This window comes from Nitrosospira briensis (assembly GCF_900115125.1).
GTDB classification, from domain to species: Bacteria; Pseudomonadota; Gammaproteobacteria; order Burkholderiales; family Nitrosomonadaceae; genus Nitrosospira; species Nitrosospira briensis_A.
Genome location: NZ_FOVJ01000001.1, coordinates 612,694 through 636,430, shown reverse-complemented (window position 1 = coordinate 636,430; position 23,737 = coordinate 612,694). Strand labels below are relative to the sequence as shown.

General features: G+C 55.0%; 25 protein-coding genes. 5 read left to right on the top strand and 20 right to left on the bottom strand.

Going from position 1 to position 23,737, the window contains the following annotated elements:
* The 5 genes from nuoF to BMZ14_RS02900 form a co-directional block, all read right to left on the bottom strand.
* On the bottom strand, positions 1–1,272 hold the full coding sequence (nuoF, locus tag BMZ14_RS02920) for an NADH-quinone oxidoreductase subunit NuoF (protein WP_074794414.1): 1,272 nt from the start codon (positions 1,270–1,272) through the stop codon (positions 1–3).
* On the bottom strand, positions 1,250–1,774 hold the full coding sequence (gene nuoE / locus BMZ14_RS02915) for an NADH-quinone oxidoreductase subunit NuoE (protein WP_256208341.1): 525 nt from the start codon (positions 1,772–1,774) through the stop codon (positions 1,250–1,252). The genes nuoF and nuoE overlap by 23 nt, the downstream gene beginning before the upstream one ends.
* Entirely contained in the window at positions 1,761–3,581 is a 1,821-nt protein-coding gene (gene nuoC / locus BMZ14_RS02910; RefSeq protein WP_074794411.1) for an NADH-quinone oxidoreductase subunit C/D, read from the bottom strand. Before nuoC ends, nuoE begins: the two co-directional genes overlap by 14 nt.
* Positions 3,547–4,143 (bottom strand): NuoB/complex I 20 kDa subunit family protein, encoded by a 597-nt coding sequence (locus BMZ14_RS02905; RefSeq protein WP_442755791.1) that lies wholly within the window; start codon positions 4,141–4,143, stop codon positions 3,547–3,549. The genes nuoC and BMZ14_RS02905 overlap by 35 nt, the downstream gene beginning before the upstream one ends.
* 72 nt (positions 4,144–4,215) lie before the next feature.
* On the bottom strand, positions 4,216–4,620 hold the full coding sequence (locus tag BMZ14_RS02900) for an NADH-quinone oxidoreductase subunit A (RefSeq protein WP_074794405.1): 405 nt from the start codon (positions 4,618–4,620) through the stop codon (positions 4,216–4,218).
* A gap of 555 nt (positions 4,621–5,175) precedes the next feature.
* On the opposite strand from BMZ14_RS02900, the gene BMZ14_RS02895 reads away from it, so the two are divergent.
* The 3 genes from BMZ14_RS02895 (at position 5,176) to BMZ14_RS02885 (ending at position 6,851) form a co-directional block, all read left to right on the top strand.
* Positions 5,176–5,679: a hypothetical protein gene (locus BMZ14_RS02895; protein ID WP_143071866.1), complete on the top strand. Its 504-nt coding sequence runs from the start codon at positions 5,176–5,178 to the stop codon at positions 5,677–5,679.
* 279 nt (positions 5,680–5,958) lie between these two features.
* A complete protein-coding gene (locus tag BMZ14_RS02890; RefSeq protein WP_074794400.1) occupies positions 5,959–6,279 on the top strand; it encodes a PEP-CTERM sorting domain-containing protein in 321 nt (106 codons plus the stop codon).
* A gap of 227 nt (positions 6,280–6,506) precedes the next feature.
* A complete protein-coding gene (locus tag BMZ14_RS02885) occupies positions 6,507–6,851 on the top strand; it encodes an NrfJ-related protein (protein WP_074795510.1) in 345 nt (114 codons plus the stop codon).
* Positions 6,852–6,898: 47 nt separating this feature from the next.
* On the opposite strand, the gene uvrB is transcribed toward BMZ14_RS02885, so the two are convergent.
* Positions 6,899–8,986, bottom strand: coding sequence for an excinuclease ABC subunit UvrB (gene uvrB, locus BMZ14_RS02880; RefSeq protein ID WP_074794397.1), 2,088 nt, complete (start codon positions 8,984–8,986; stop codon positions 6,899–6,901).
* A 102-nt stretch (positions 8,987–9,088) separates the two neighbouring features.
* Here uvrB and BMZ14_RS02875 point away from each other — a divergent pair, with 102 nt between their 5' ends.
* Entirely contained in the window at positions 9,089–10,282 is a 1,194-nt protein-coding gene (locus BMZ14_RS02875; RefSeq protein WP_074795508.1) for a pyridoxal phosphate-dependent aminotransferase, read from the top strand.
* Positions 10,283–10,313: 31 nt separating this feature from the next.
* On the opposite strand, the gene BMZ14_RS02870 is transcribed toward BMZ14_RS02875, so the two are convergent.
* From BMZ14_RS02870 to BMZ14_RS02860, 3 genes are all read right to left on the bottom strand, one after another.
* Positions 10,314–11,687 (bottom strand): alkaline phosphatase family protein, encoded by a 1,374-nt coding sequence (locus BMZ14_RS02870; RefSeq protein WP_074794394.1) that lies wholly within the window; start codon positions 11,685–11,687, stop codon positions 10,314–10,316.
* Positions 11,674–12,372, bottom strand: a complete 699-nt coding sequence (locus BMZ14_RS02865) for a hypothetical protein (protein WP_074794391.1) — start codon at positions 12,370–12,372, stop codon at positions 11,674–11,676. Before BMZ14_RS02865 ends, BMZ14_RS02870 begins: the two co-directional genes overlap by 14 nt.
* Positions 12,373–12,487: 115 nt before the next feature.
* Positions 12,488–13,576, bottom strand: coding sequence for a hypothetical protein (locus BMZ14_RS02860; RefSeq protein ID WP_074794388.1), 1,089 nt, complete (start codon positions 13,574–13,576; stop codon positions 12,488–12,490).
* Positions 13,577–14,012: 436 nt separating this feature from the next.
* Here BMZ14_RS02860 and BMZ14_RS02855 point away from each other — a divergent pair, with 436 nt between their 5' ends.
* Positions 14,013–14,816, top strand: coding sequence for a PEP-CTERM sorting domain-containing protein (locus tag BMZ14_RS02855; RefSeq protein ID WP_143071865.1), 804 nt, complete (start codon positions 14,013–14,015; stop codon positions 14,814–14,816).
* Between the two features lie 99 nt (positions 14,817–14,915).
* Here the strand turns inward: BMZ14_RS02855 and fliR are convergent, their stop codons facing one another.
* The 11 genes from fliR to BMZ14_RS02800 all read right to left on the bottom strand — a co-directional run bounded on the left by fliR (position 14,916) and on the right by BMZ14_RS02800 (position 23,723).
* Positions 14,916–15,728 carry a flagellar biosynthetic protein FliR gene (fliR, locus tag BMZ14_RS02850; protein WP_074794382.1) on the bottom strand — a complete coding sequence of 271 codons (813 nt, stop codon included), beginning with the start codon at positions 15,726–15,728 and terminating at the stop codon, positions 14,916–14,918.
* 75 nt (positions 15,729–15,803) lie between these two features.
* Entirely contained in the window at positions 15,804–16,073 is a 270-nt protein-coding gene (gene fliQ, locus BMZ14_RS02845; protein WP_074794379.1) for a flagellar biosynthesis protein FliQ, read from the bottom strand.
* Positions 16,074–16,132: 59 nt separating this feature from the next.
* On the bottom strand, positions 16,133–16,900 hold the full coding sequence (gene fliP / locus BMZ14_RS02840; RefSeq protein ID WP_074794376.1) for a flagellar type III secretion system pore protein FliP: 768 nt from the start codon (positions 16,898–16,900) through the stop codon (positions 16,133–16,135).
* Complete coding sequence (fliO, locus tag BMZ14_RS02835; protein WP_074795506.1) at positions 16,893–17,294, bottom strand: flagellar biosynthetic protein FliO; 402 nt, start codon at positions 17,292–17,294, stop codon at positions 16,893–16,895. Before fliO ends, fliP begins: the two co-directional genes overlap by 8 nt.
* A 195-nt stretch (positions 17,295–17,489) precedes the next feature.
* Positions 17,490–17,885 (bottom strand): flagellar motor switch protein FliN, encoded by a 396-nt coding sequence (gene fliN / locus BMZ14_RS02830; RefSeq protein ID WP_074795504.1) that lies wholly within the window; start codon positions 17,883–17,885, stop codon positions 17,490–17,492.
* Positions 17,886–17,941: 56 nt separating this feature from the next.
* A complete protein-coding gene (gene fliM / locus BMZ14_RS02825) occupies positions 17,942–18,919 on the bottom strand; it encodes a flagellar motor switch protein FliM (protein WP_074794373.1) in 978 nt (325 codons plus the stop codon).
* 7 nt (positions 18,920–18,926) lie between these two features.
* Positions 18,927–19,424, bottom strand: a complete 498-nt coding sequence (gene fliL / locus BMZ14_RS02820) for a flagellar basal body-associated protein FliL (protein WP_083396591.1) — start codon at positions 19,422–19,424, stop codon at positions 18,927–18,929.
* 246 nt (positions 19,425–19,670) lie between these two features.
* Positions 19,671–21,080, bottom strand: a complete 1,410-nt coding sequence (locus tag BMZ14_RS02815) for a flagellar hook-length control protein FliK (protein ID WP_074794370.1) — start codon at positions 21,078–21,080, stop codon at positions 19,671–19,673.
* Between the two features lie 27 nt (positions 21,081–21,107).
* Positions 21,108–21,566 (bottom strand): flagellar export protein FliJ, encoded by a 459-nt coding sequence (fliJ, locus tag BMZ14_RS02810; RefSeq protein WP_074795500.1) that lies wholly within the window; start codon positions 21,564–21,566, stop codon positions 21,108–21,110.
* Between the two features lie 40 nt (positions 21,567–21,606).
* Positions 21,607–23,031 (bottom strand): flagellar protein export ATPase FliI, encoded by a 1,425-nt coding sequence (fliI, locus tag BMZ14_RS02805; protein WP_074794367.1) that lies wholly within the window; start codon positions 23,029–23,031, stop codon positions 21,607–21,609.
* Complete coding sequence (locus tag BMZ14_RS02800; RefSeq protein WP_074794364.1) at positions 23,028–23,723, bottom strand: flagellar assembly protein FliH; 696 nt, start codon at positions 23,721–23,723, stop codon at positions 23,028–23,030. Before BMZ14_RS02800 ends, fliI begins: the two co-directional genes overlap by 4 nt.
* Positions 23,724–23,737: the final 14 nt, after the last annotated feature.

The following is a 23,737-nucleotide window of genomic DNA, read 5'->3' as shown; positions in this document are numbered from 1 at the left end:
TCATCTCCAGGGGCAACGTTTCTCACGGATGTGCCGGTGGAAATCATCCCCGAAATGCTTGAGGCCGCTTTGCAGCGGCTCCGCAGCGCCCGGAGCCAACGCGCAAAACGTGTGCCCCGGTCCCAGCAGGCGAGCATGAGATTGCAACCGTTCCAAATCGGACGACTGTCCACTCCCCTCTTCCAGCCCTTGCAGGATTTGTTCAATCCATGAAAGCCCGGACCAGCAAGGCGTGCACCAGCCGCATGACTCCTGCGCGAAGAAGTGTTCGAGATTGAGCAGCATGCCAACGGGACAGGTTTTATCGTCGAGAATTATCATGGCCCCCGTGCCCAGGCGGCTGCCTGCCACTTGCATCGAATCAAAATCCATTGCTACGTCGAGCTGATCGGCGACCACGAAATTGGTTGAAGCCCCGCCTGGCAGGAGGCCGCGAAAGCGATATCCACCCTGCATGCCTCCCGCATGCTCTTCCAGAATCTCGCGGATGGGAGTGCCCATTGGCAATTCCCACAGCCCCGGCTTCTTTACTCTTCCGCTCACTCCGTACAGTTTGGTGCCGCCATCGGCGCTGCGGCTCAGGTTTTTAAACCATGCAGCACCCCGATTCACAATATGGGGTACGTTACAGAGCGTCTCGACGCTATTGACAACGGTAGGCTTGCCCCATAAACCGCTTACCTGGGGGTAAGGGGGCTTGGCGCGGGGATTAGCGCGCTTGCCCTCAAGGGCGTTGAGCAGCGCGGTTTCCTCCCCGCATATGTAGCGCCCGGCGCTGACATGCAGGTGCAGCTCCAGGCTGTACTCCGAGCCAAGAATATTCTTGCCCAGGTAGCCCTGGCGGTACGCCTCGGCGAGGGCGGACTCCAGCCGCTCCGCCGCCAGCTTGTAAGCCCAGCGCAGAAAAATATACGCCACGTCAGCCTGGACCGTATATGCGCTAATGATCATCCCTTCTATCAATTGATGGGGATCACCTTCGAGCAGCAAACGGTCCTTGAATGTCCCGGGCTCCATCTCGTCCGCATTGCAGATGAGGTATTTTGGACGCGGCGCATCGTCGCCCATCGGTACGAAACTCCACTTCTTCGCAGTAGGAAAGCCCGCCCCGCCACGTCCGCGCAGGTTCGACTCTTCCACTATCGCCATGACTTCCGCAGGCGCCAGGCGCAGGGCCTTGCGCACGGCCGCATAGCCGCCCGCATTCTCATACTGTCTGAGATCAGCCGGTTCTTTTCCCGGTGAGATGTTATTGGTCAGTGGTGTTTCCATCAGCGCGCTCTATATCTTGCTGCCGGTACATCGCAAGGATTTCGTCTATCTTTCCGGCATCGAGATCCTGGTAATGTGCGTTGTCTATCATCATCACAGGTGCATGGTCGCAGGCGCCGAGGCATACGTTTGGCAGTAGCGTAAACTGCTGGTCGACGCTGGTTTCGCCCAGTCCGACGCCCAGCCGGGTGGTCAGGTGCTCGCGCAGACGCTCGTAACCCATGATCCAGCAACTCACGCTGTCACACAGCAGAATTACGTGCTTGCCCACCGGCTTGCGGAAAATCATGTTGTAGAAAGTCGCCACGCCCTCCAATTCCGCTGGCCTGAGCTGCAGGGCCTCAGCCACGTCCGCGATGCCTTCGTCCGTCACCCACCCGCGATGCTCCTGAACTATCTTGAGCGCCTCGAGAGAAAGCGCCCGCTTGTTCGGGTAGTGGTGTACCTTTGCCTCTATCTGCTGTTTTTCCTGTTTGCTCAACATGGTTTCAACGGTCCACATCCGCCATTACAAAATCAATGCTGCCCAGAGTCGCGATCAAATCCGAAATCATCCCCCCCCGGCTGATCAGGGGGATCATCTGCAGATGCGGGAACGATGGCGTGCGGATGCGCACGCGATAGGGCATGGTGCTGCCGTCACTGATCAGATAATAGCCATTGTTCCCCTTGGTCGCCTCAATTCCCATGAATGCTTCTCCGGGCGGGATGACAGGCCCCCAGCTCACGCCAAGGAAATGATCGATGAGAGTTTCGATATCTTGCAAAGTGCGTTTTTTGAGTGGCGGTGTGGTAAGCGGATGATCCGCCTTATAGGAACCGGCCGGCATGTGGTTCAGGCACTGCTCGATTATCCGCAGACTCTGGCGGATTTCCTCGACGCGAACTGCACATCGATCGTAGCAATCACCCCTCTTGCCCGTCGGTATATCGAACTCGAACTGGTCATAGCCTGAATAAGGCCGTGCCTTGCGGAAATCCCATTCGAAACCGCATGCTCGCAAGCCGGGGCCGGTCACTCCCCACTCTATTGCCTCGTCTACCGAATAGCTGCCTACATCCCGGCTGCGGGCCTTCAGTATGCGATTACCCAGCGCGATCTTGTCATACTCATCAAGCCTGACCGGCATATACTCGAGGAAGTCCCGCACCAGCCCATCCCACCCGTTGGGCAAATCCTGCGCTACACCGCCGATTCGATACCAGCTTGGGTGCATGCGTCCGCCACAGATGGCCTCCACAATATCGAACACGCGTTCGCGGTCGGTAAACATGAAAAATACCGGCGACAGCGCTCCCACATCCTGTGCATAGGTACCGTAGAACACCAGGTGACTGGCGATGCGAAAAAACTCGGCCATCATCACGCGAATTACCTTCACCCGATCGGGCACTTCGATGCCAGCCAGTTTTTCTACCGCTAGCACATAGGGAAGGTTGTTCATTACCCCTCCCAAATAATCGACGCGGTCGGTATAGGGGATGTAAGTATGCCAGGACTGGCGCTCGCCCATTTTTTCAGCGCCGCGATGGTGAAAGCCGATATCGGGCACGGCGTCGACGATTTCCTCGCCATCGAGCTGCAATACGATGCGAAAGACGCCATGCACGCTGGGGTGGTTAGGTCCCAGATTGAGAAACATGAAGTCGGCACCATCGTGCGCGCGCCGCATTCCCCACTCTTCCGGATGAAAGCGCAACGCCTCCTGCTCGGCGTTCTGCTTGTCTTGGGGCAAGCGGAACGGCTCCATCTCGGTAGCGCGTGCCGGATGATCCTTCTGCAATGGATGGCCTGTCCAGGTGGGCGGGAGCAGGATTCTGCGCAGGTGCGGGTGACCGGCGAAGACGATGCCGAACATGTCCCATATTTCGCGCTCGTACCAATTCGCTGCGGGCCAGATGTCGGTAATCGTGGGCAGTTGCGGGTCAGCGACGGTGAGCGCGATTTTGAGACGGATGTCTGCGTTTCGCTCGAACGACAGAAGGTGGTACACCACGGTAAAATCGCTTGCAGGCTGGCCCTCGCGGTGGGCGCGGCTTCGCTCGTCAATGGCGGTGAGGTCATATAGCATGCGGTAGGGCTGCTCCGCTTCCAGTTTCAGGTAACGCAACACATCGCGCACGCTATTCCTGAAGATCCACTGAGTGGGAATGCAATCGCGGGTTTCCTGGACCGGACCGATCATTGTGCGGGGGATCGTCCGAAAGCGATTTCGCAATTCTGTGAAAACGTTCGAACCCAGGGCAGCATCGGATGAAAGTTGACTCAAGGTTTCAGACCTCGTCAGGCGGACGTAACACCCCTTCATGCATTCTCCCGGCCCGTTTGCGGTCCCGCTGCGATGACCGGTCCGAACGCTCTATACCTTGCGGGCCAATGACCCAGCTCAACGGACGTCTTTCCTTGCCAATCGCGTCCTGCAGCAGGTTCAGGCCCTGCATGAATGCATCAGGACGAGGCGGGCAACCTGGAACATAAATATCCACCGGAATGAACTCGTCCACGCCCTGGACTACGCTGTAAATATCATACATCCCGCCGGAATTGGCACAGGAACCCATCGAGATAACCCAGCGCGGTTCCAGCATCTGCTCGTAGAGTCGCTGGAGCACCGGCGCCATTTTTATGAATACGGTGCCGGAAATTACGATCAAGTCGGCTTGACGAGGTGAGGCACGGATTACCTCGGAGCCGAACCGGGCCACGTCATACTTGCTGGTGAAGCTGGTTGCCATTTCAACGTAGCAACAAGAGAGGCCGAAGTTGTAGGGCCAGACGGAATTCTTGCGGCCCCAAGCGATGAGATCCTGTAGCCGCGCAAGTAACACGCTTCTCCGGACATCTTCTTCAAATCCATTAGCGTCGCGGATAGCTGACGTTTCAGGCCGTGGCCCTGTCGGCTTGCTTGGCTCGGTTGCTTTACTCAGCGACCATCGCATTATTCACCTCTTTTTTGGAAGAGTACGCACGTTTGAGGTCCAATCCAGCGCGCCCAGCCGCCACAGATAAGCCAGGGCCGCCCCCAATACACCGATAAAGATAATCGCCTCGATATAACCGGCCCAGCCCAGCTCACGAAAAGCGATAGCCCAGGCAAAAAGGAACACGGCTTCCACATCGAAAATCACGAAGAACATTGCGATCAAATAAAATTTGGCGGATAGACGCACCCGCGCGCGGCCGACAGTGACGATACCGGACTCGAAAGGCTCATCGGCGGCACTGGCGGTATGGCGTTCGCCGATGACGTATGACAGTGCCAATATCCCTGCCACCAGAACGATGACGAGAAGGAAGTAAGCCGCCAGAGGCCAAACATTAATCGATTGTATTGCTGAAGTATCCACGGATCAGGTCCCACCGATTGTTCGTTGAGAGTTTCCGCGTTGCCCAAAGAGATCGGGGCCACAAGTACCACCTTCGCTGGATGCGAGGCTTTCCAGTATCACAACGCGTTATACTCGTCGCAACAATGCAGATTTAAGGTCGGCAAGAATCGCGGCTTCTTGCTACCACCGAACGATAAATCGAAATTCGTCAGCGGGTTTAGTAGAGGGTATTGATATGCCTAAAGTGCGCACCGTTCAGTTCGATAGCGCACAGAGGGCTGGCCAGTCTTGTCCGAGCATACTGGTTTTTTCGAGCATCTGGACGGTGCTCAGGGCTTTCTGGGCGAAAGCATCAGACTGGAATACACTGGATTTTCGGAATCTGACAAGCCTGCAAACTAACAACCAGCACTGATACCTGGCTTCTGCATTTCTATCTACTGCTCTGCACCGAAGCATGAAACCAGATTTTTAACGGAATGAAAATTCAGCTATAGCCTCAGGCAGTCCATGGTTTTTTTTCTGAAAATGCCCATCTATAATTGTGTGCCTCCATTAACAAAAGGAGAAATCATGAAATTCATAGTAGTGGCTGTCGTCGCGATGATTACTAATGCCGCATGGGCGGCGGAAACCTCTCCCATATTTCAAAAACCAGACGCTCAAAGCAAATTCAGGGATGCGCAGCGCCACGTCAATGAACTGATGAAAACCGGGCAGTACAAAGAAGCATCTGAATATATGACTGTTTACCAAAAATTGGCATGCGAAGCCTCCGAGCAGAAAGCAGGCAGAAGCGTAGAAGAAGCAACCGAAATTTGCGCCCGCAAACATAGTCCAGCAGGTTTCAACACCAGTAGCGCACTGCCACAACACGGGCAATCTATTTCGGACCCGCTCGCTTCCAATGTTGTGGCGCCGGGTATTACTGTGATGCCACGCAATGTGCCAGGCACGCCGACGCTGGTGGATGGCTCGACTCCCTCGCTTTTCATGTTTGATCCGCGAGATGCACCACAGGAGACTGACTCCGCCCGGACTCATCGGCCGGTCGACCCCTGGACGGGTACCCCCTAGTTCACCTCCTCTTTCCGATTCCTGCCGCGTTCACTGACGGTGACTTTCACCCCGCGGCATTACTTCTCCTTGTTGTTCGCGCTTGGACAATTCGATGTAATTGCCGGAAACTTTTACAGCTGGCAATTCGATGAGCTACCCAGCCCGATACTTTCCCAACGTTTTCATAGGTATATATAAACCTGCACGCGTGGCGCGATTATTGCTTAACTCATTATGTGAGGTACAACCCTTCACGGCATGATGATAACCTGGCAACTATAAGAAGGAATAATAGCCATGCGTACAATTGTAATCACGATACTCGTAGGAATTCTTACCATGGGCGGAGTGCAGGCATCGGATACATCAGATAAAAAAAAGGATACTTTACCTAATCAAGCGCGGGTTAATGCATCGGGTAAAAAATGGACTCCCCCGCCTGGGCGCCTCTCGGACACCACAATTGCCGGCCTCACCTGGGATAGTGATCGAAAAAAACCTCAGCAGCAAATGCCGGGGAGTTTTGTTAATGTGAATTCAGTACCCGAACCCAGCAGTCTTTTGCTTATCGGTATTGGCTTGATTGGAGTCATCGCATCACGCAAGCGCAGGAAATAAAGGTTGTATAGTCAACCCGGCGTTCCCCCTGTTGCGTTACACGCTTTACCGAGCAATGAATCTATCCGGCCGCCCAATTGAGATAACTTCAATTAGGCAAACAACCTCTAACACAGTAGCGATAGGGACAGAAGCAATATACTAGGTACATGGCGAGTTTCGATTGGAACTCAAGGGATAGGAGTGTATTATTCGCGTCTGTCGATATACTTATCCTGGAGGCTGTTTTGAAGATATCTTACCTGGCAATAGCTTTCTCTATTGGACTTGCGCTGTTAAACCCCTCGCAAGCGCTCGCGGAAAAGACAGGCGGCAATAGCGCCAACGCGGCAACCGGGATGCCGGCCAACGAAGGAAAAGTTCTTTCCACGCTTGATGCGCCCGGCTATACCTATATGGAACTGGCGAATACCGAAAAACGTTTCTGGATCGCCGCCCCAACCACCCGAGTGAAAGCGGGCGACCGTGTTCGCTTTGAACAAAGCCTGGTCATGAAAAATTTCAATAGCAAAACGCTCAATCGTACGTTCGATGAGATTATTTTTGTCAATTCGGCAACTGTAATCAACTAGACGAGATATCACCTTAACTTCCCATGGTAATAATTTGAGCTGAAAGGCTATTTGATCGCCCTTCTCGTCTTCTGGGGTTTGAGCGCCTTTTCCGGGCCCGTCCCGGATTCCGGTTCAACAAACCCCACGAACAGCTTGTTTTTCAACTTTTTTAATTCGTCCCGATATTCTGCCGCTTTCTCGAATTCCAGGTTTTTCGCTGCATCAAGCATCTGTTTTTCGAGAACCTTGATTTCCTTCGCCAGTTGTAATTCGCTCATTGAATCATACCGAGCCTGCACTTGCGCTGCCTTGAGCTGCTGCTGGGCGGTTTCGATGCTGTAAACACCGTCGATCAAGTCCTTGACACGTTTGTACACGCTCCGCGGTGTAATCCCGTGCTCCTGATTGAACAGGATCTGTTTGTTGCGCCGTCGCTCGGTTTCGTCCATCGCGAGACGCATCGAGTTCGTAATTCTGTCGGCATAAAGAAGCGCGGTGCCGTTAATATGACGCGCGGCGCGGCCTATTGTCTGTATCAATGAGCGTTCCGACCGGAGGAAGCCTTCCTTGTCGGCGTCCAGTATGGCTACCAGCGATACTTCCGGTATATCCAGGCCCTCGCGCAGCAAATTGATGCCTACCAGTACGTCGAATTTGCCCAACCGGAGGTCGCGGATGATCTCCACCCGTTCGACGGTGTCTATGTCGGAATGAAGATATCGTACCTTGATGCCGTGATCGGAAAAATAGTCGGTCAGGTCCTCGGCCATGCGCTTGGTGAGTGTGGTAACCAGTACCCTCTCGCCTTTGACCGTGCGCAGGCTGACTTCCGACATAAGATCGTCTACCTGGGTCGTGGCTGGGCGAACCTCTATTTGCGGATCTACCAGGCCGGTGGGCCGCACCACCTGCTCTACCACCTGTCCGCTGTGCAAGCGTTCAAACTCCGCCGGCGTTGCTGAAACAAACACGGTCTGCGGCATGATTTTTCTGAATTCGTCGAACCGCAGCGGACGGTTGTCCAGCGCCGAGGGAAGCCGGAAGCCGTAGTCCACCAGATTCTCTTTGCGGGAACGGTCGCCCTTGTACATGCCGCCTATCTGCGGAATGGTCACGTGACTTTCATCAATAACCATCAGCGTTCCTGGCGGGAGGTAATCCATCAAGGTCGGCGGCGGCTCTCCCGGTCGTTTTCCGGACAGGTGCCGGGAATAGTTCTCGATGCCTTTGCAGAAACCCAGCTCATTCAGCATTTCCAGATCAAAACGGGTGCGCTGTTCGACGCGCTGCAGCTCTACCAGCTTGTTGTGCTGGTGAAAGAAATCCACGCGTTCGCGCAATTCGGCCTTGATCGTTTCGATCGCGCGCAAGGTCGTACTCCTGGGAGTTACGTAATGGCTGGACGGATATACCGTATAGCGCGATACTTTTCTCAAAGTACGCCCGGTAAGCGGATCAAACAGCGTCATGCTTTCGACCTCATCGTCAAACAGCGATACGCGCACAGCGGTTTCCGAGCTTTCGGCCGGGAATATGTCGAGCACATCCCCTCTCACCCTGAAGGTTCCCCGGGCAAACTCGAACTCGTTGCGCTCATACTGCATTTCGATCAAACGCTGTATGGCTTCCCGCTGGGTTATCTTCTCGTGCTCGCGCAAATGCAGAATCATGCCGTGATAATCAACGGGATCACCTATCCCGTATATGCACGACACGCTGGCAATAATAATTGCGTCGTCCCGTTCGAGCAGCGATTTGGTGGCGGATAGCCGCATCTGTTCGATGTGCTCGTTGATGGCCGAATCCTTTTCGATAAACAGGTCGCGCGAGGGCACATACGCCTCGGGCTGATAGTAATCGTAATACGACACGAAATACTCGACGGCATTTTCCGGGAAAAACTCCCGCATTTCAGCATATAGCTGTGCAGCCAGCGTTTTGTTTGGCGCCATGATAATTGCGGGGCGTCCGAGAAGTGCGATGACGTGCGCCATCGTGAAGGTCTTGCCGGACCCCGTGACGCCCAGCAGCGTCTGGAACGCAAGGCCATCTTCTATCCCTTCCACCAACTTGTCGATGGCTTGAGGCTGATCGCCAGCGGGCTTGAACAACTGATGCAGCTTGTAAGGGCTATTGGGGAAGGTAATGATCACGGGTATACTTCGGGGTTCAGTTTATTTCCAGAATATCTCTTCCGGCTAATTTTATCATGCAGGCGCTGCCCGCATTTGCATAAGGACAATAAGGACATTATCGTGGAACTCTCGAAGCGCGTTCAGGCTATCAAGCCCTCCCCCACCCTGGCTGTGACGGCCCGTGCTGCGCGGCTTAAGGCGGAAGGCAGGGATATCATCGGGCTTGGCGCCGGCGAGCCCGATTTTGATACCCCTCAACATATCAAGGACGCGGCCATCATCGCGATCAACAAGGGTTTCACAAAATATACGGCGGTAGGCGGGACGCCGGGGCTGAAGAACGCCGTTATTGCCAAGTTCAAGCGCGACAATGGATTCGATTACACTGCCGCGCAAATCCTCGTATCGTGCGGCGGCAAGCAAAGCTTTTTCAATTTGACGCTGTCGGTCATCGATCCCGGCGATGAAGTCATCATACCTGCGCCCTACTGGGTTTCCTATCCCGATATCGTTCTGATCGCCGAGGGCAAGCCGGTGATCGTCGAAGCGGGTATCGAGCAGGATTTCAAGATTACCGCGGCGCAACTGGAACAAGCCATCACTCCCAGAACCAGAATGTTCGTTATCAACAGCCCAAGCAACCCTTCCGGGGCGGTGTATACGCTGGACGAGCTCAAAACCCTCGGTGAAGTTCTGCTCAGGCACCCGGAAATCCTGGTTGCCACGGATGACATGTATGAGCACATCCTGCTTTCGGAAGGCAGGTTCGTGAATATCCTGAACGCGTGTCCCGAGTTATATTCCCGCACCATCGTGCTCAACGGCGTCTCCAAAGCCTATGCCATGACGGGGTGGCGCATCGGCTATTGCGGAGGGCCCGAACACATCATTACCGCCATGGAGAATATCCAGTCTCAAAGCACTTCCAGTCCTACGTCCATTTCGCAGGTGGCCGCCCAGGCAGCGCTTAGTGGCGATCAATCCTGTATCGCGCCCATGGTTTCGGCATTCAGGGAACGCAACCGGTTTGTTACCGATGCGCTCAACGCCATTCCCGGCGTTAAATGCCTGTTGTCGGGGGGTGCGTTCTATGCCTTCGCGGACGTGCGGGAGACGATCGGAAGATTGCACGCAAAAGGTGTAATCAAGGATGGCAGCGATATCGCCTTGAGCGAATATCTGCTGGAAAATGGAGGGGTCGCAGTAGTGCCGGGGTCCGCTTTCGGAAGCGAAGGATACATACGGCTATCTTTCGCCACTACCATGGCCAACCTGGAAAACGCACTTGGCCGTGTCGCAAAAGCGCTGGGTTGAAGAGATGAAGGGGCACTGATTATATTGCTTGTCACCTTCGCCGGGCTGGAGGCGTTTCCTCCGGGAGGTGCACAAGTTCCGGATATTTCTCCAGCGCTCGCTTCCGGTCATACTGCAAAAGGTCTTTGGCAGCCTTGGTAAAAGCCTGTTGATTATCGGTCTGCGGCTCAACACCCGGCGTCAGCTTCACCGTGCTCGCAATCGTAATCGACGGCGGTGCCGGAATATCATTTCTCGGCTCGGCAAACGCCTGCGCCAGCACTTGCGACACGCTTTGTATGCCTGATTTTCTTCGCTGCGCAACCCCTTCATTATAATCCGGCGTGCCCGCGAACTTCTCCGACAGCAGTTGCAATATCGATGTGTGGTCCATGGGGCCACTGAAAACAGTACCGGGGGAAATCCACGGCGATGCGACAAGAGCCGGGACTCTTGGGCCCGTGCTCTCGAAGGCGTCGGTGTAGTCAGCGCCGGGCGGAACAACGGCAGGAATAGCAAGGGGCGGAACATGATCAAAGAATCCGCCGTGCTCATCATGTGTAGTGATCAGCAACGTGCGATTCCATTTAGCGCTATCGCGCGTCAGCAGGGTGTAGATATCGCGCAGAAAGTATTCCCCGGGGCCAATGGGAGTGGGCGGATGGCTGTCGTTGGGTGTCCAGCCAAAATGGGTAGGCGAATCGCTGTATTCGGGTTCAATGAATATCACGCTCGGCATCTCTGACACTGATTCCGATTCAAAATCTGCGGGAAAATGCCTGAAGCTGCGGAAATTCGGCCCCAGTACTTCTTCATGGAAGCCATCAAAAAGGGTAAAAAACGAAAGACCGCAGTGATAAACGCGCCAGCTGACATTCCGCGCATTCATCCACCTGAAGATGAAGCTGTCTTTTACTGTCGGAATTCGCCGCGGCTTCGTATCATCGATCAAGGAGTAGCCGCTGCAAGCCATCGACCGGTTTGGCTGGGTATCCGTCGGAAGAGGGGCAAACCAGTTGTCGCACACTGCGTATTGCATCGCAAGAAAATGCGACATCGAGGCATCCGCAGGTGAAAGAAAGCCCATAGCCGGCGGATCGCTCACTTTGCTCCCCGATTGCCGGTAGTAGGCATCGACAAAGCCACTCATCGTAAAGCGCGAACCGGATTTGGCGAGTTGCGCCGCTACCAGAGCCCGGCTGTGGGGAAGATCGTGCAACAGAGGTCCATCCTTCAATTCGAAGGGCTGATAACCTTGACCATCAAGGAAATTCGTATAATCGAGATTTGACTCGGGGTCGACCAATCCCTCGACATCTTTTCGATTGCCAAACCGCGCCATGCTCAGATGCCCGAGCACATGATCGAATGACCGGTTCTCCATCATCACGATCACGATGGTCTGAAACTGGTCAAGGACCCCCATTGAACGCCTCCCCACAGCTCATCCGGGTTTTGATAGTTAATCGCCCCCTTACCGCATCGAGGGCGTTATCGCAGTTTTCATCTGGAGCAACGGGGGTGCGCACTGTCCAGGTACCGGTAATGGGCATGGTTTTGAAGCGATCTGTTGTGCCATTTGGAGGAATCTCCACCTCAATTTCCTCCTTGATGACTGACAACTGCCGATTATAATTATTTGCCACTGAAACGGCCCGAACCCGTGAAGATGTGTCTTTTTGCTGGATTGTGAATGAAGTTGATACCGATGGGGGATTTCCGCCACACTGGGCAATCCCTCCCAGCAGTCTGGAGCTCTCGCCGGGTATGACTTGTACATCCCACTCGCGTTGATCGCTCTTGAGCAGGCCCGGCGCCTTGAGTACAAATCGGGTACTTTGCGCGGGAGCGAAAGATCGAGACCCTTCGAGCGGCCCTTCTCCTATACCCTCCAGTGGCGGCACTGCATCCAACGTCACTTTGCCTGTACCTTCCCAGTCGATCTTGACCGTTTCGCCCGGGCAGGCCGTACTGGGCGAAACGTAAAAGTATTTGATCTGGGCGCAACCAGCGATCAGGGGCGCGATAAGCAGTATGACCGATATCCCAGGCCGGTCATGCATCTGTCCCGCTTTGCAAGCGCGGGCCCGCTGCGCGCCACGTTCGTCCATATTTTCTACTTATCCTTTCCAACGAGCCAGGATCATCGCTTTCAGGAGGGCAACAATGGCTGAGCTGTATTCCTCGGGGCAGCTGGATTCGCGGTTCACCCCGCCTCATCGATTTTTACCAGTATCCCGGCGGCACCATGTAGAGTCCTGTGTCCCACTTCCATTCCCGGACCGGGTTTTCCGTCATCGCATTTTTGTCATCCGGCTGCGCAGTCCAATGGAAATCGCACACGCTCCCCTTATGTCCCACGAAAGTATGGATGCCGCCGTTCGCGACGCCAACGAAGAACGGCACGTTTTCCAGTTTTTCCAGGAGCGCCTCGGTAGTACTGTCCGGCATGATGCCGCGGTAGCCTGTTAGGACTGCATCGCAGCGTATGCCGGTCGAACCCGGAACAGGCGATTTCCACACGCGCGCACCCGCCCTCGCCATGTTGAGCGCGCCCAATTTTTCGCGTTCGCCAGCAGCTTCAAGATCCTGTGCAGTTCGCGGACAATAAAAGACCGCAGTCCATCCGTCCTTCTGCAGCTCCTCACAAAGCACCGTTCCGCGCAAATCAGCCTCCTTCACTCTACTCTTTATCTCGGCAAACCTTGCTTCAATGCCGGCTCCTTCATAGGCCGCCCTAACATTATCCATCACCCAGCCAATACATGAGCTTTCCTGAATACGCGCAGCCTTTCCGGATGGGTTTTCAATGATAACGCGGCCGGGTTCGATTGATCCCATTCGCCAGTTACCCGCGCTCATGGCGTCGATTTGGGTCTGGAGGCCCCGGCTGTCGCCCCTCAGTATTGCGTCATGGAACGGCGAATGATCGCCATAGTAAAGGCCCACGCCAGTATCGTCGATAGCAGTCCTGTGCGCGTTGCTGTTGTTGGTGATGCTCTTGTCGCCCAGTTCCGCAACCTTCCGCCAATTCGCTGTCTCGCCGCTCGTGGGCGAAGAACTTCCGGTGTTCGCGAACAGCCACGCGGCGATGGACAAGGCCGGTTCATCCGAAATCGTATTGACGTTGCCATCGCGATCGTAGTTGTCAATGACCTCCCACAACTTTTCAAGGTTTTGATTCGTGCCTTTGATAACTCCATTATCGGAGAAACCCCTCACGTTAAATTCAGGGTAGGCGCTACGCAACTCCGCCGTGTTAATCGACTTTCCCCTGAGGCGATTGATGAAAGCAGCATGGTCGAGCACGGGCATTTGTCACTCCCTCAATTGGCGATACAGCAAGGATTCGAGGTAGAGAAAGAAATAATATGCGAGGCAATTTTTCCTTCCGCGTTGTTTACTCTAGCAGCAATTTTGAAAAATTCAATTCTGATGATTCATCCGAACAGCCTCATGAAAGGCAACCGGAGGCGCCCTTCGAGGATACGCTGCTTGAAATCGTAGTAACGGATTGCCTTTAATGCTTCACTCGGGTGACGGAATATATGTTGTCAAAGGCGGGAGTTGCACCGGGTTGCCTCAATAAAAGGCTCACCAGGGCGAGCCGTTGGAGGATGCGTAGCTACTATATTGGTTGACGCCGAAGGTCAGGCATTATAAATTCGCAGCCGGAGTTCGATTGTATCCACAACGCTCAAACTGATGTTTGAATGATTGACCGTCACGAAAACTAAAAAAAGGAGCCAACTTGAGAACAATTAATTCAAATCTGATGAAGCGCATTGTGGCCTCAGCACTGACAATCACATCGGTTATGGTACCGCTGACCGCTGTGGAAGGCGCTGCCTTGACCATAAGCGGAATCATTCAGGAGCAGGTGGGTTATAGACCGGATTGCGCCTCGCAATTTGGAGGCACCATAACCGGTACCGGAACAAGCTCTCTCCTGGGGAGGATTTCCGTTGAAGCTAACGACTGTATTACGCCCGTAGAAAATTACCTTTCCTTCGAAGGGACAATGATATTTACGCTATCGAGCGGAGATGAAATCTTTGCAGATTATTTTGGCTCCTTCATTCCCACAAATCACCCATCGCTATTTACGTTTAAGGATTCCTTTTTCAATATAACAGGCGGCACGGGAAATTTTCTGAGTGCAACAGGTGGAGGAAAATTGGAGGGGGGTGAAAATATCTCGACTGGCTGGGGGGTGATACAGGCAACGGGAACGATATCAAATTTCACAAAAGGTAAACAAGACAAGAACGGATCCCAGCCCGGTTCGTCACGTCAGCGTAGCACCGAAAGCATGGTTAATTCGGCGTTTTTCGATACAGATGGCTCCAGTGGCGTAACCATGATCGATCTTCCCGATAACTCGTTCCACAACGCGCATACGCTAGGCGATTTTTTTTACCAAAATCAGAATGGGCAATTGCTCGCGATAAACGAGCTGCCCGAATCCGGTTCCTTGAGCTTGCTGGGGATCGGCCTTGTCACTCTCGCGGCTGTACGCCGGCGAAAGCTGCAACGATCGCGGCGATCAGGCTAAGAGCAGGAAACGTTGACCAGCCAGCCTCCTCGTTATCAGCCTATTCTTAAACCAAGTTTCGAACCGGATTGTTTTGAAGCCGAAAATCGGGGATAACGATCAGCGCAACGGCACGGAGCCCAATGAGGAAGGGCGGGCGGCGCGAGCAATTTCCAGCATGGTTTCCACGCCTTGCGCGATCAGTTTTTCGATCATCGGAATGAAATAAGGGAGCGACAGCATCAGCACTACCATGCCGACCATCAGCGTGATGGGAAAACCCACGGCGAAAACATTGAGCTGAGGTGACGCGCGGGTCAGAATGCCCAGCGCAAGGTTTACTATCAGTAACGCGGCGACAACCGGGAGCGCGAGCTGCAGGCCGGAAAGGAAAATCGTACCACCCCAATCGGCGAGCGTCTTCCACCCGAGGGCTGAAAGGGGCTCGGTGGAGATGGGAAATGCGTTGAAACTCTCTGCCAGCACTGACAGGATCATCAGATGGCCATTCAGGGAAAGAAAGGTGAGTGTTGCCAGCAGGCCGAGGAATTTTCCCACTACCAGGGTGCTGCCATCGCTACTGGGGCTGAAAAGCGTTGCAAAACCCAACCCCATCTGGAGGCCCGCTATTTCCCCGGCAAGCTCCACGGCGCTGAAGATAATACGCATCGCAAAGCCCATTGCCAGCCCGATCACGATCTGCTGGCTCAGCACCAGCAGCCCTTCAGGCGATGCCGGTTCCACGTTTGGCAGCGGCCCGATGGCGGGGGCCACAACCAAGGTGATGAGCACTCCCAACCCAATCTTTACCCGCATGGGAGTAGCCGTATTTCCAAGGACGGGAGTCGCCGCCATTAATGCCAGGGTACGCGCTAGCGGCCACAGGAAGGCAGTCAACCATGCGTTAAGGTCGACCGAGCTGAAAGTGATCATTTGGCATTCGTACCTTTATAAACCCGATTTTCATTCCGCTACCGTGGATACTGGGCAAGGCCTTTATTACAGCCGCTAGCTCACCAATGCGGGAATTCCTTCCAGCACCTGGCGCATATAATCGATCATCACCGAGAGCATCCATGGACCCGCCAGTACCAGAGCCGCGAAAAGCGCCAACAGCTTGGGTATGAAGGACAAGGTCATCTCGTTGATCTGCGTGGCCGCCTGGAAAATACTTACCAGCAGGCCGGTCAACAGCGCCACCAGCAACAGCGGAGCGGAAATCATCAGAGTTACCTCCATGGCCTTCTGGCCCATCGTCATTACACTTTCAGGAGTCATCGTTTTATCCGTAAAATCAAGGAGCTGTTAACTGCCGTTTAAAAATCTACCACTCAGGTTCAGTAAAAACTTTCCGCCAGGGAGCCAAGCAGCATATGCCAGCCGTCGACGAGCACGAAGAGCATGATTTTGAAGGGCAATGCTACAAGAGCGGGCGAAACCATCATCATGCCCATCGACATGAGCACGGAAGCTACAACCATATCGATAATGAGAAAGGGAATGAACACCGCGAAACCGATCTGAAACGCGGTTTTCAATTCACTCGTGACAAAGGCCGGGGCGAGTACACGTAGAGGCACGTCTTCCGGTCCATTCAATTGGGGAATACCGGAGAGCTTGACGAACAGCGCCAGGTCAGCTTCACGGGTCTGCTTCATCATGAAAGCCTTGAGCGGCGCGGCGCCTCTAGCCAATGCCTCGGTCATCGTTATCTTGTTGTCGTTAAACGGTTGATAGGCATCCTCGTAAATCTTGTCAAATACAGGGCCCATGACAAAAAAAGTGAGGAACAGCGCAAGCCCCACGAGCACCTGATTGGGTGGTGAAGACTGCGTGCCGAGCGCTTGGCGCAGCAGTGAGAGCACAATGATGATGCGCGTAAAACCAGTCATCATCAGTAGTGCCGCAGGTAAAAAGGTAAGCGATGTCAGCAGCAGGAGGGTTTGCAGGCTCAGCGAATAGTTTTGCCCACCACCCGGCGCAGGCGTGCTGGTAAAAGCCGGCAGACCAGGAGTCTGAGCCAGCGCGGTCCACGGCGTGGCAAGCAACGCTGCTCCAAGCGCAATTCCAAGCGCTGTATGCCCGGGGGAAAATCCCTTAACCATTCTGCTCTCCATCGCGCTTCGCCATCACCTGTCTGAACCAGGCGGAAAAACGCGTATCCGCTCCGGTACCGCCCATGGCCGTAGAAGTACTGGCAGTACCAACAGGAATCTCGCCTTTAGGCATGCTGTGCAATGCGGTCACATGACCCGGCGCCACGCCGATCACCAGCCAGGTATCGGCAACTTCCACCAGCACCACGCGCTCACGTTGACCCACGGCGGAGGCGCCGATGATCTTGATTCCACCACCGGCCCCCCGCTGTAAACCGCCGAAGCGCCTAAGCAGCCATGTGCAACCGGCCATGACTGCGAGCACCAGCCCCAGGCCAAGCAGGACCTGAAGCATGCTCGCGCCGGAAGCGGCTGCGACGCTCGATGTCGCAGTTTGGGCCATGGCATTGATGGGCCATGTGCAATAACAGATTGAGGAGAAAGCAAAAAGAATTCCTGGTTTATTAAGCAAATTCAGGGATCGGCGCAAGGTATTAATGCAAGCTGATAAATTCATCGCTGATGGATTTTCTTCACGTGAAAGCCGTCGTGGCGTGCCGGTATTCGTCTATTCACTGATTTCCGGGCTTTTCAGCGCCTAGCGGTTTAATTTACGTATCCTTTCACTGGGTGTAATGATGTCGGTCAGGCGGATGCCGAATTTCTCATTCACCACCACAACCTCGCCCTGGGCAATCAAGTAGCCGTTGACGAGCACGTCCATCGGCTCCCCTGCCAGGCCGTCGAGTTCCACCACAGAACCTTGCGCCAACTGGAGCAGATTCTTGATGGCAATTTTTGTGCGTCCCAATTGCACGGTGAGCTGGACGGGAATGTCCATGATCATGTCGATGTCGTTGTGAACCTGCACCTTTTGCGTGCCCGTGAATTGCTCGAAAACCGGGGCTGGAGCGCCTTCCGCCGAAGTGCTTGCGGAATCCTCGTGTCCGGTCGTTACAGTTGCGGGATTGGCTTGTGTTGCGGGCACGGTCATCTCCTCAGATTTATTCGTAAAAGGTCGTTTAGACAGGTTGCGTCGTTCGGCAGAACTCATTCGTTACTCGCGGAGCCAAGCATTTTTTCCATACGGAGGGCATACTGGCCATTGGATATGCCATACCGGCACTCCATCACCGGTACACCGTCCACGCTCGCGGTGACAAACTCTGGAAGGTCCAGAGGGATCACGTCACCTGTTTGCATATTGAGTATTTGATCGAGGGTGACCTGGACGTGCGCGAGATTCACCAGCATTGTTACCTCGGCCGACTGCACCTGTTTCGAAAGCCGGCCTACCCAACGCTTGTCCACCTCCAACGCCTCGCCCTGCATGCTGCTGGAAAGCAGATCGCGGATCGGCTCGAGAATGGAATAGGGGATACAAATATGCATCTCTCCCACGACCGCCCCGAAATTGACTTCAAAGGTAGTGGCGACGACCACTTCATTGGGTGTCGCCACGTTCGCGAACTGGGTATTTGTCTCAGCCCTTACGTATTCGAACTCGATGGGATATACCGGCTGCCACGATTTGCCATAACTGTCGAACACCAGATTGAGCAGGCGCTGGATGATACGCTGCTCGGTCTGCGTAAAATCCCGACCTTCTTTTTTGGGGAGAAAACGGCCATCGCCGCCAAAAAGGTTGTCAACCACCAGGAAAACCAGGGTGGGATCAAATACGAACAGGGAAGTACCGCGCAATGGCTTGACGTGCACAAGGTTAAGATTGCTTGGCATCACCAGGGTACGTACGAATTCGCTGAATTTGGTGACCCTTACCGGCCCCGCCGTGACATTCGCGCTTCGCCGCATGAAATTGAATAAACCAAGCCTTAAAAGGCGTGCAAATCGCTCATTTATGATTTCGAGCGTAGGCATGCGCCCGCGCACAATGCGTTCCTGGGTCGCCAGGTTATAGGGACGGAAACCCGAAGAGGCTCCGTTCTGCTGGGCCGCTTCCGGTACGCCTGCAACGCCCTTTAGCAGTGCGTCCACCTCTTCCCTGGAGAGAAAGTCATTGCTCACAGAGCACTCACTGGATCACAAAAGAAGTAAAAAGCACGCTTTCAACGATTTGCCCGGTGCTTCCTTCACTGAATGGCTGATTTATCTCGGTCAGCAATTCGGCGGCAAGCTTTTTCTTCCCGGCAATATCAGTAATCTGGGACGACTCTTTATTGGAAAGAAGCAGCAAAATACGATTGCGCACCTCGGGCATATGGAGTTTTATCAAATCGAGCGTCCTTGCATCTCCAATTTTCAAGGTCAGATTGGTCTGGAGATGCTGATCGCTGTGCTCGGATTGCAGGTTTACCGTAAATGTTTCCAGGCTCACGAAAACAGGAGGTTTAGAAGCTGTTCCGTCCTGGACCTGGCCGAGATACCACCATGCGCCTCCGGCTCCTGCCGCAAGCAGCAGCACCGCCAAAACAATCATCAGAGTCAGCCTGCTTTTCTCAGGTTTTTGCTCAGGCATGACTGCCTTTGATTCCCGGTAATCCCTGTCCAGCCTGTTCAGTTTGGTTGCCATGCCTTGATCCTGTTACGTTACAAAGTATTCACCATTATCAGGCCCCAACCGGCCCGGCAGCGCCATGAACAGAGGGAGAAAAAAGGGCTATCTCGGGAATTTGGTGCAGGAATAAAATGCGTCCGGGGACTGAAAAAAAGAAATGCAGCGAGAAACTTCTTGCCGGTCACAGCCAAGCTAAGCTCCCTTGTTCACTTGGGAATCAAACGTGGTTTCATCCTGGCGCACGCTCAAGCCCCAGGCAAACTATGCAAACGTATCCACCAGGCCATTTCCACCGGAACGGATATAAGCCGTGCCAATATCAATCCCCTGCCCGCCCACCCCGTCTCCACCGTTGCCATAACGCGCACCCGGACCCGCCTGTCTCTCGAATTCCCTCTGCTGCTGCGGAGAATCCGAGCTGACAGTTGTGTTGCCTAAATTGATTCCGCTATCCGCCATCATTTCCTTAAGCCGAGGCAGAGCGGCTTCCAGCGCCTGGCGCACATCGGCTTGCTGCGAAACAAACAGGGCGCTGGCCTGATCCCCATTGATCGATAGAACTACCTGCAAGGGACCAAGATCGGGCGGATTAAGGCTAAGCTCTGCGACCTGTTGCTGCTGAGAAACCATCCAGAGGACTCTCTGACCCAAAGCATTATCCCAACCAGGTGCGCCGAGGCGAGGCTCCAGTCCGGGAGCAGGATAAACAGGTGTGCCTGCAGGGGCGGTTGAAATGACAGATGAAGCGCCACGCTCGGGCGAAATTGGAATCATCGCCGTTTCCACCTGTGCATCCGGCAAGCTTTGATGCATGCCCTCCGCCAGGAACTTTGAGGTTCTCTCGGCGTCGATTGCTAGCTTAACCTCGGGCAAGCCGCTTTGTGGCAAGCCCGATTCCAGGCGTGAAAAAACTTGCGCTCTTGAGGTCAACCCCGGTTTAATCGCTGTATCGTCTTTAATAACCGGGTGGGTGTCGGTCCGTCCGGTTATAGTTGGCATCCTGCCCGCTATGCCAGCCAATATATTTGCCGATAATGGACCGGCGTAAGGGATGGGCTGGATCTCAACCGGGTCGGTGGCGGCTATAACAGGTTCAGTGCCAGTCGTTTGGCCAGGGGGCGCCGCAAGCAGGCCCGCCTGCAAAGCTTCACCCCTTACCTGCCGAGCTGAAGTAATTGCGGGCCCCGCCTGTGTTGATTCGGCCGCCAAATCAGATGCTGCTTCGGCAGGGTTCGAGACCGCAGAGCCAGCTCGATTACCGGCCGCGGTTTCCCGCGAGTAGCCGGTAAACCGGGTTCCCGGAATATTTGCAAGGGCAGTGGACGGAGATGCCATGATGGCCACAACCGTACCGGGCGCCGCCTCTCCGTTGTCCTTTTGTATTTCAGCGCCCCCATCCGCCGTCTCGCCTGCCCTTTCCTCCGCCTCCCTGGCGGCTCCCATGCCTGGATCGCCGGAAGTTCTACTAAGCGCTGGATTTACATCCGCTGGTTTAGCGTTGGACGTGTCCCCTTTTTCCTTCATTTCGTGCTCCAGTACGTCGCTGAACCCCGGAGCTTTTTTACCGGCCCCAGGCCCTGCGGCATCAGTGGCATTGGCAGTGGAAGCCGGATTTTTGATCGAGGATACCGGGGAAGAGGCACCATTTTGCAGCAGGGGCAAGGTCAGCATGTTTTATCCTCAATAATTCGGTGAAATTCAGGTGCGCTTATGCGATGAGTTCTGGCGTGCTGCGGCGTTCCCCGCGTGCTCGTCGGTTTCCTGCTGTTCACGCTTTACCGTACGCAGCAGTTCCGAGCGTAGATGACGCTGCGCAAGCGTGTCATAAGAGTTGAAGGTGCGCTTTGCCAACTGCCAGGCAACCCTTCCCGCCGCAACGCGCTGCTGCGTCGAAACCAGGACCTCCTGTTGCTGCGCAATGGCGGCGTCGAGCTTGTCGAGAAATTCCTGGTAATTGCGCCAGCCCGAGGCCGTGAGCCCTTGCTGCATCAACGTCTGGAAGCGAGCACAGTAGTCATCCCGATATTGCAGCAGCAACTGGAGTTTGGCTTCCATATGCACGCCCTGGGTGTGCAGTGCCCCCAGGCGTTTTGCAGCATCGTCTGTGCGTGTCTGAGCCAATTCGAGCAGCGTTTCCAAAGCAGAAGGTTTAGACATTTTTTTTCGATCGGGGAACTGGTCAGGATTGATTTTAAGATTAAGCCGGGCCGCTCTGGGATTGTTGGCCAAGCAATGTTCCCAGGCCGTCGGCGCTATCCGCATAGCGCGCACATTCGAACATACCTTGCTGAAGGAACGTCTCCAATTGGGGGTACAGCTGAATGGCGCGATCCAGAAGCCGGTCGCTGCCAGCCGAGTAAGCGCCAACGCTGATCAGATCGCGCGAGCGTTGATAGCGAGAGTAGAGCTGCTTGAAGCCCCGCACCTGCTCGAAATATGCCGGCGAGATCAGGCTCGTCATGGCGCGGCTGATCGACGCCTCGATGTCAATGGCGGGATAATGCCCGGCTTCCGCAAGCTGGCGCGATAGTACGATATGTCCATCGAGAATGGCACGAGCTGCATCCGCGATCGGGTCCTGCTGATCATCGCCCTCGGTCAACACTGTATAAAAGGCGGTGATCGAACCGCCCCCCTTGAGGCCGTTGCCAGCACGTTCAACCAATTGCGGCAATCTGGCGAATACCGAAGGGGGATAACCCTTGGTTGCTGGCGGCTCGCCGATCGCCAGCGCGATCTCACGCTGCGCCATGGCGTAGCGAGTAAGTGAATCCATAATCAACAGAACGTTCTTGCCCTGATCGCGAAAATACTCGGCAATGGATGTGGCATAGGAGGCGCCCTGCAATCGCATCAATGGCCAGGTATCGGCTGGCGCGGCGACCACCACCGACCGCGCCAATCCTTCCGGGCCGAGGATCTGTTCGATGAATTCCTTTACCTCGCGGCCTCGTTCGCCGATCAGCCCGACCACGATCACATCGGCGCTGGTATAGCGCGCCATCATGCCGAGCAGCACACTCTTCCCCACCCCGGAGCCGGCAAACAGGCCCATGCGCTGCCCGCGTCCCACGGTGAGGAGCGCGTTGATGGCGCGCACACCGACATCCAGTATCTTATTGATGGGCTCCCGATCGAGCGGATTGAGCGGCCTGTTTGTGAGCGGCGCGCCATGCTCAACCTCAAGCGGCCCCAGGCCATCGAGGGGACGCCCCGCCCCGTCCAACACCCGCCCCAGCAAGCCCTTGCCCACCGGAAAACGCCTGAACCGGTCAGACGCTCTCCGTCGTGGCTGGGCACCTTCGCCAAGCACGGGCAATGCACCGGTGTTGCTCCAGGGAATAACCTTTGCGCCAGGCGTCAATCCAAATATATCATTGGTTGGCATCAGATAAAGCCGGTCGCCATGGAATCCCACTACCTCCGCCTCCACCTTGTTACCATTGGGCATCAATACGGTACAACCGCTGCCCACCGCAAGCTGCAGTCCCACCGCTTCCATGACCAGTCCCGTTACACGAGTAAGGCTGCCCGAAACCTCAAATGGGGGGGGAGCGATAGCCAACTTACCGCAGCTCTCGAGGAAGCTCCGCCACTGATCCGTGTGAGAGGAAGTATTCATGTAACTTGATCCAGCCAATTGCTGTTCTGTCCCAGTGCTTGCGCGATACGCTGCCATCGCGTCGCAAGCTTGGCGTCAGTATGGCTGTTACCCACCTTGATACGGCAACCGCCACGCTCAAGGGTGGTATCAATGCTCACCTTGCAATCACCGAGTTCATGATTCAAATGTTGACGCACCAGGGCGGCGTCGTCCGGATGCAAAAATAATTGCGCTGGCTGGTTGAACGCCGTCTCCTGCTGGATGCATTCGCGCACCACCGCGAGCATGAGCTCCGGCTTTACTCTCAGGGCCTCGCGCACCATTTGTTTGGCAAGGCAGAGGGCCAAAGTGAGCAGATCGTTGGAAACAGCCCGGTTGGCATGGGCCAGTTCGCGCTGGAAACCACAGAACAATTCCTGCAATTTGATGACCTCCGCCGTGGCCTGTTCATCACCTGCCCGGCGGCCGAGCTCATGACCTGCCTGGAAGCCTGCCTCATTTCCCGCGGTATACCCTTCCTGTCGTGCTTGTTGATGAATGCGTTCGATCTGCTCGACGGTAGGCAGGATAAGTGCTTCACCGGACTCACCCGGATCATCCGGTTTCCCGGCACAAGAATCGGATACGGACTCTGGAGCGGGTTCGAAAGCATCCATTTCCCATCGCTGACAAGTGGAGAGACGTGCTTTGGGAATGATCTGGCTGGTCATCGTAGTTTCCGCTC

Coding starts and splice junctions, on each gene's coding strand:
- nuoF (WP_074794414.1), bottom strand. CDS start 1,272: ATGGAAACACCACTGACCAATAACATCTCACCGGGAAAAGAACCGGCT.
- nuoE (WP_256208341.1), bottom strand. CDS start 1,774: ATGTGGACCGTTGAAACCATGTTGAGCAAACAGGAAAAACAGCAGATA.
- nuoC (WP_074794411.1), bottom strand. CDS start 3,581: ATGAAGGGGTGTTACGTCCGCCTGACGAGGTCTGAAACCTTGAGTCAA.
- BMZ14_RS02895 (WP_143071866.1), top strand. CDS start 5,176: ATGAAATTCATAGTAGTGGCTGTCGTCGCGATGATTACTAATGCCGCA.
- BMZ14_RS02890 (WP_074794400.1), top strand. CDS start 5,959: ATGCGTACAATTGTAATCACGATACTCGTAGGAATTCTTACCATGGGC.
- BMZ14_RS02870 (WP_074794394.1), bottom strand. CDS start 11,687: ATGGGGGTCCTTGACCAGTTTCAGACCATCGTGATCGTGATGATGGAG.
- BMZ14_RS02865 (WP_074794391.1), bottom strand. CDS start 12,372: ATGGACGAACGTGGCGCGCAGCGGGCCCGCGCTTGCAAAGCGGGACAG.
- BMZ14_RS02860 (WP_074794388.1), bottom strand. CDS start 13,576: ATGCCCGTGCTCGACCATGCTGCTTTCATCAATCGCCTCAGGGGAAAG.
- fliR (WP_074794382.1), bottom strand. CDS start 15,728: ATGATCACTTTCAGCTCGGTCGACCTTAACGCATGGTTGACTGCCTTC.
- fliQ (WP_074794379.1), bottom strand. CDS start 16,073: ATGACTCCTGAAAGTGTAATGACGATGGGCCAGAAGGCCATGGAGGTA.
- fliP (WP_074794376.1), bottom strand. CDS start 16,900: ATGGTTAAGGGATTTTCCCCCGGGCATACAGCGCTTGGAATTGCGCTT.
- fliO (WP_074795506.1), bottom strand. CDS start 17,294: ATGGCCCAAACTGCGACATCGAGCGTCGCAGCCGCTTCCGGCGCGAGC.
- fliN (WP_074795504.1), bottom strand. CDS start 17,885: ATGACCGTGCCCGCAACACAAGCCAATCCCGCAACTGTAACGACCGGA.
- fliL (WP_083396591.1), bottom strand. CDS start 19,424: ATGGCAACCAAACTGAACAGGCTGGACAGGGATTACCGGGAATCAAAG.
- BMZ14_RS02815 (WP_074794370.1), bottom strand. CDS start 21,080: ATGCTGACCTTGCCCCTGCTGCAAAATGGTGCCTCTTCCCCGGTATCC.
- fliJ (WP_074795500.1), bottom strand. CDS start 21,566: ATGTCTAAACCTTCTGCTTTGGAAACGCTGCTCGAATTGGCTCAGACA.
- fliI (WP_074794367.1), bottom strand. CDS start 23,031: ATGAATACTTCCTCTCACACGGATCAGTGGCGGAGCTTCCTCGAGAGC.
- BMZ14_RS02800 (WP_074794364.1), bottom strand. CDS start 23,723: ATGACCAGCCAGATCATTCCCAAAGCACGTCTCTCCACTTGTCAGCGA.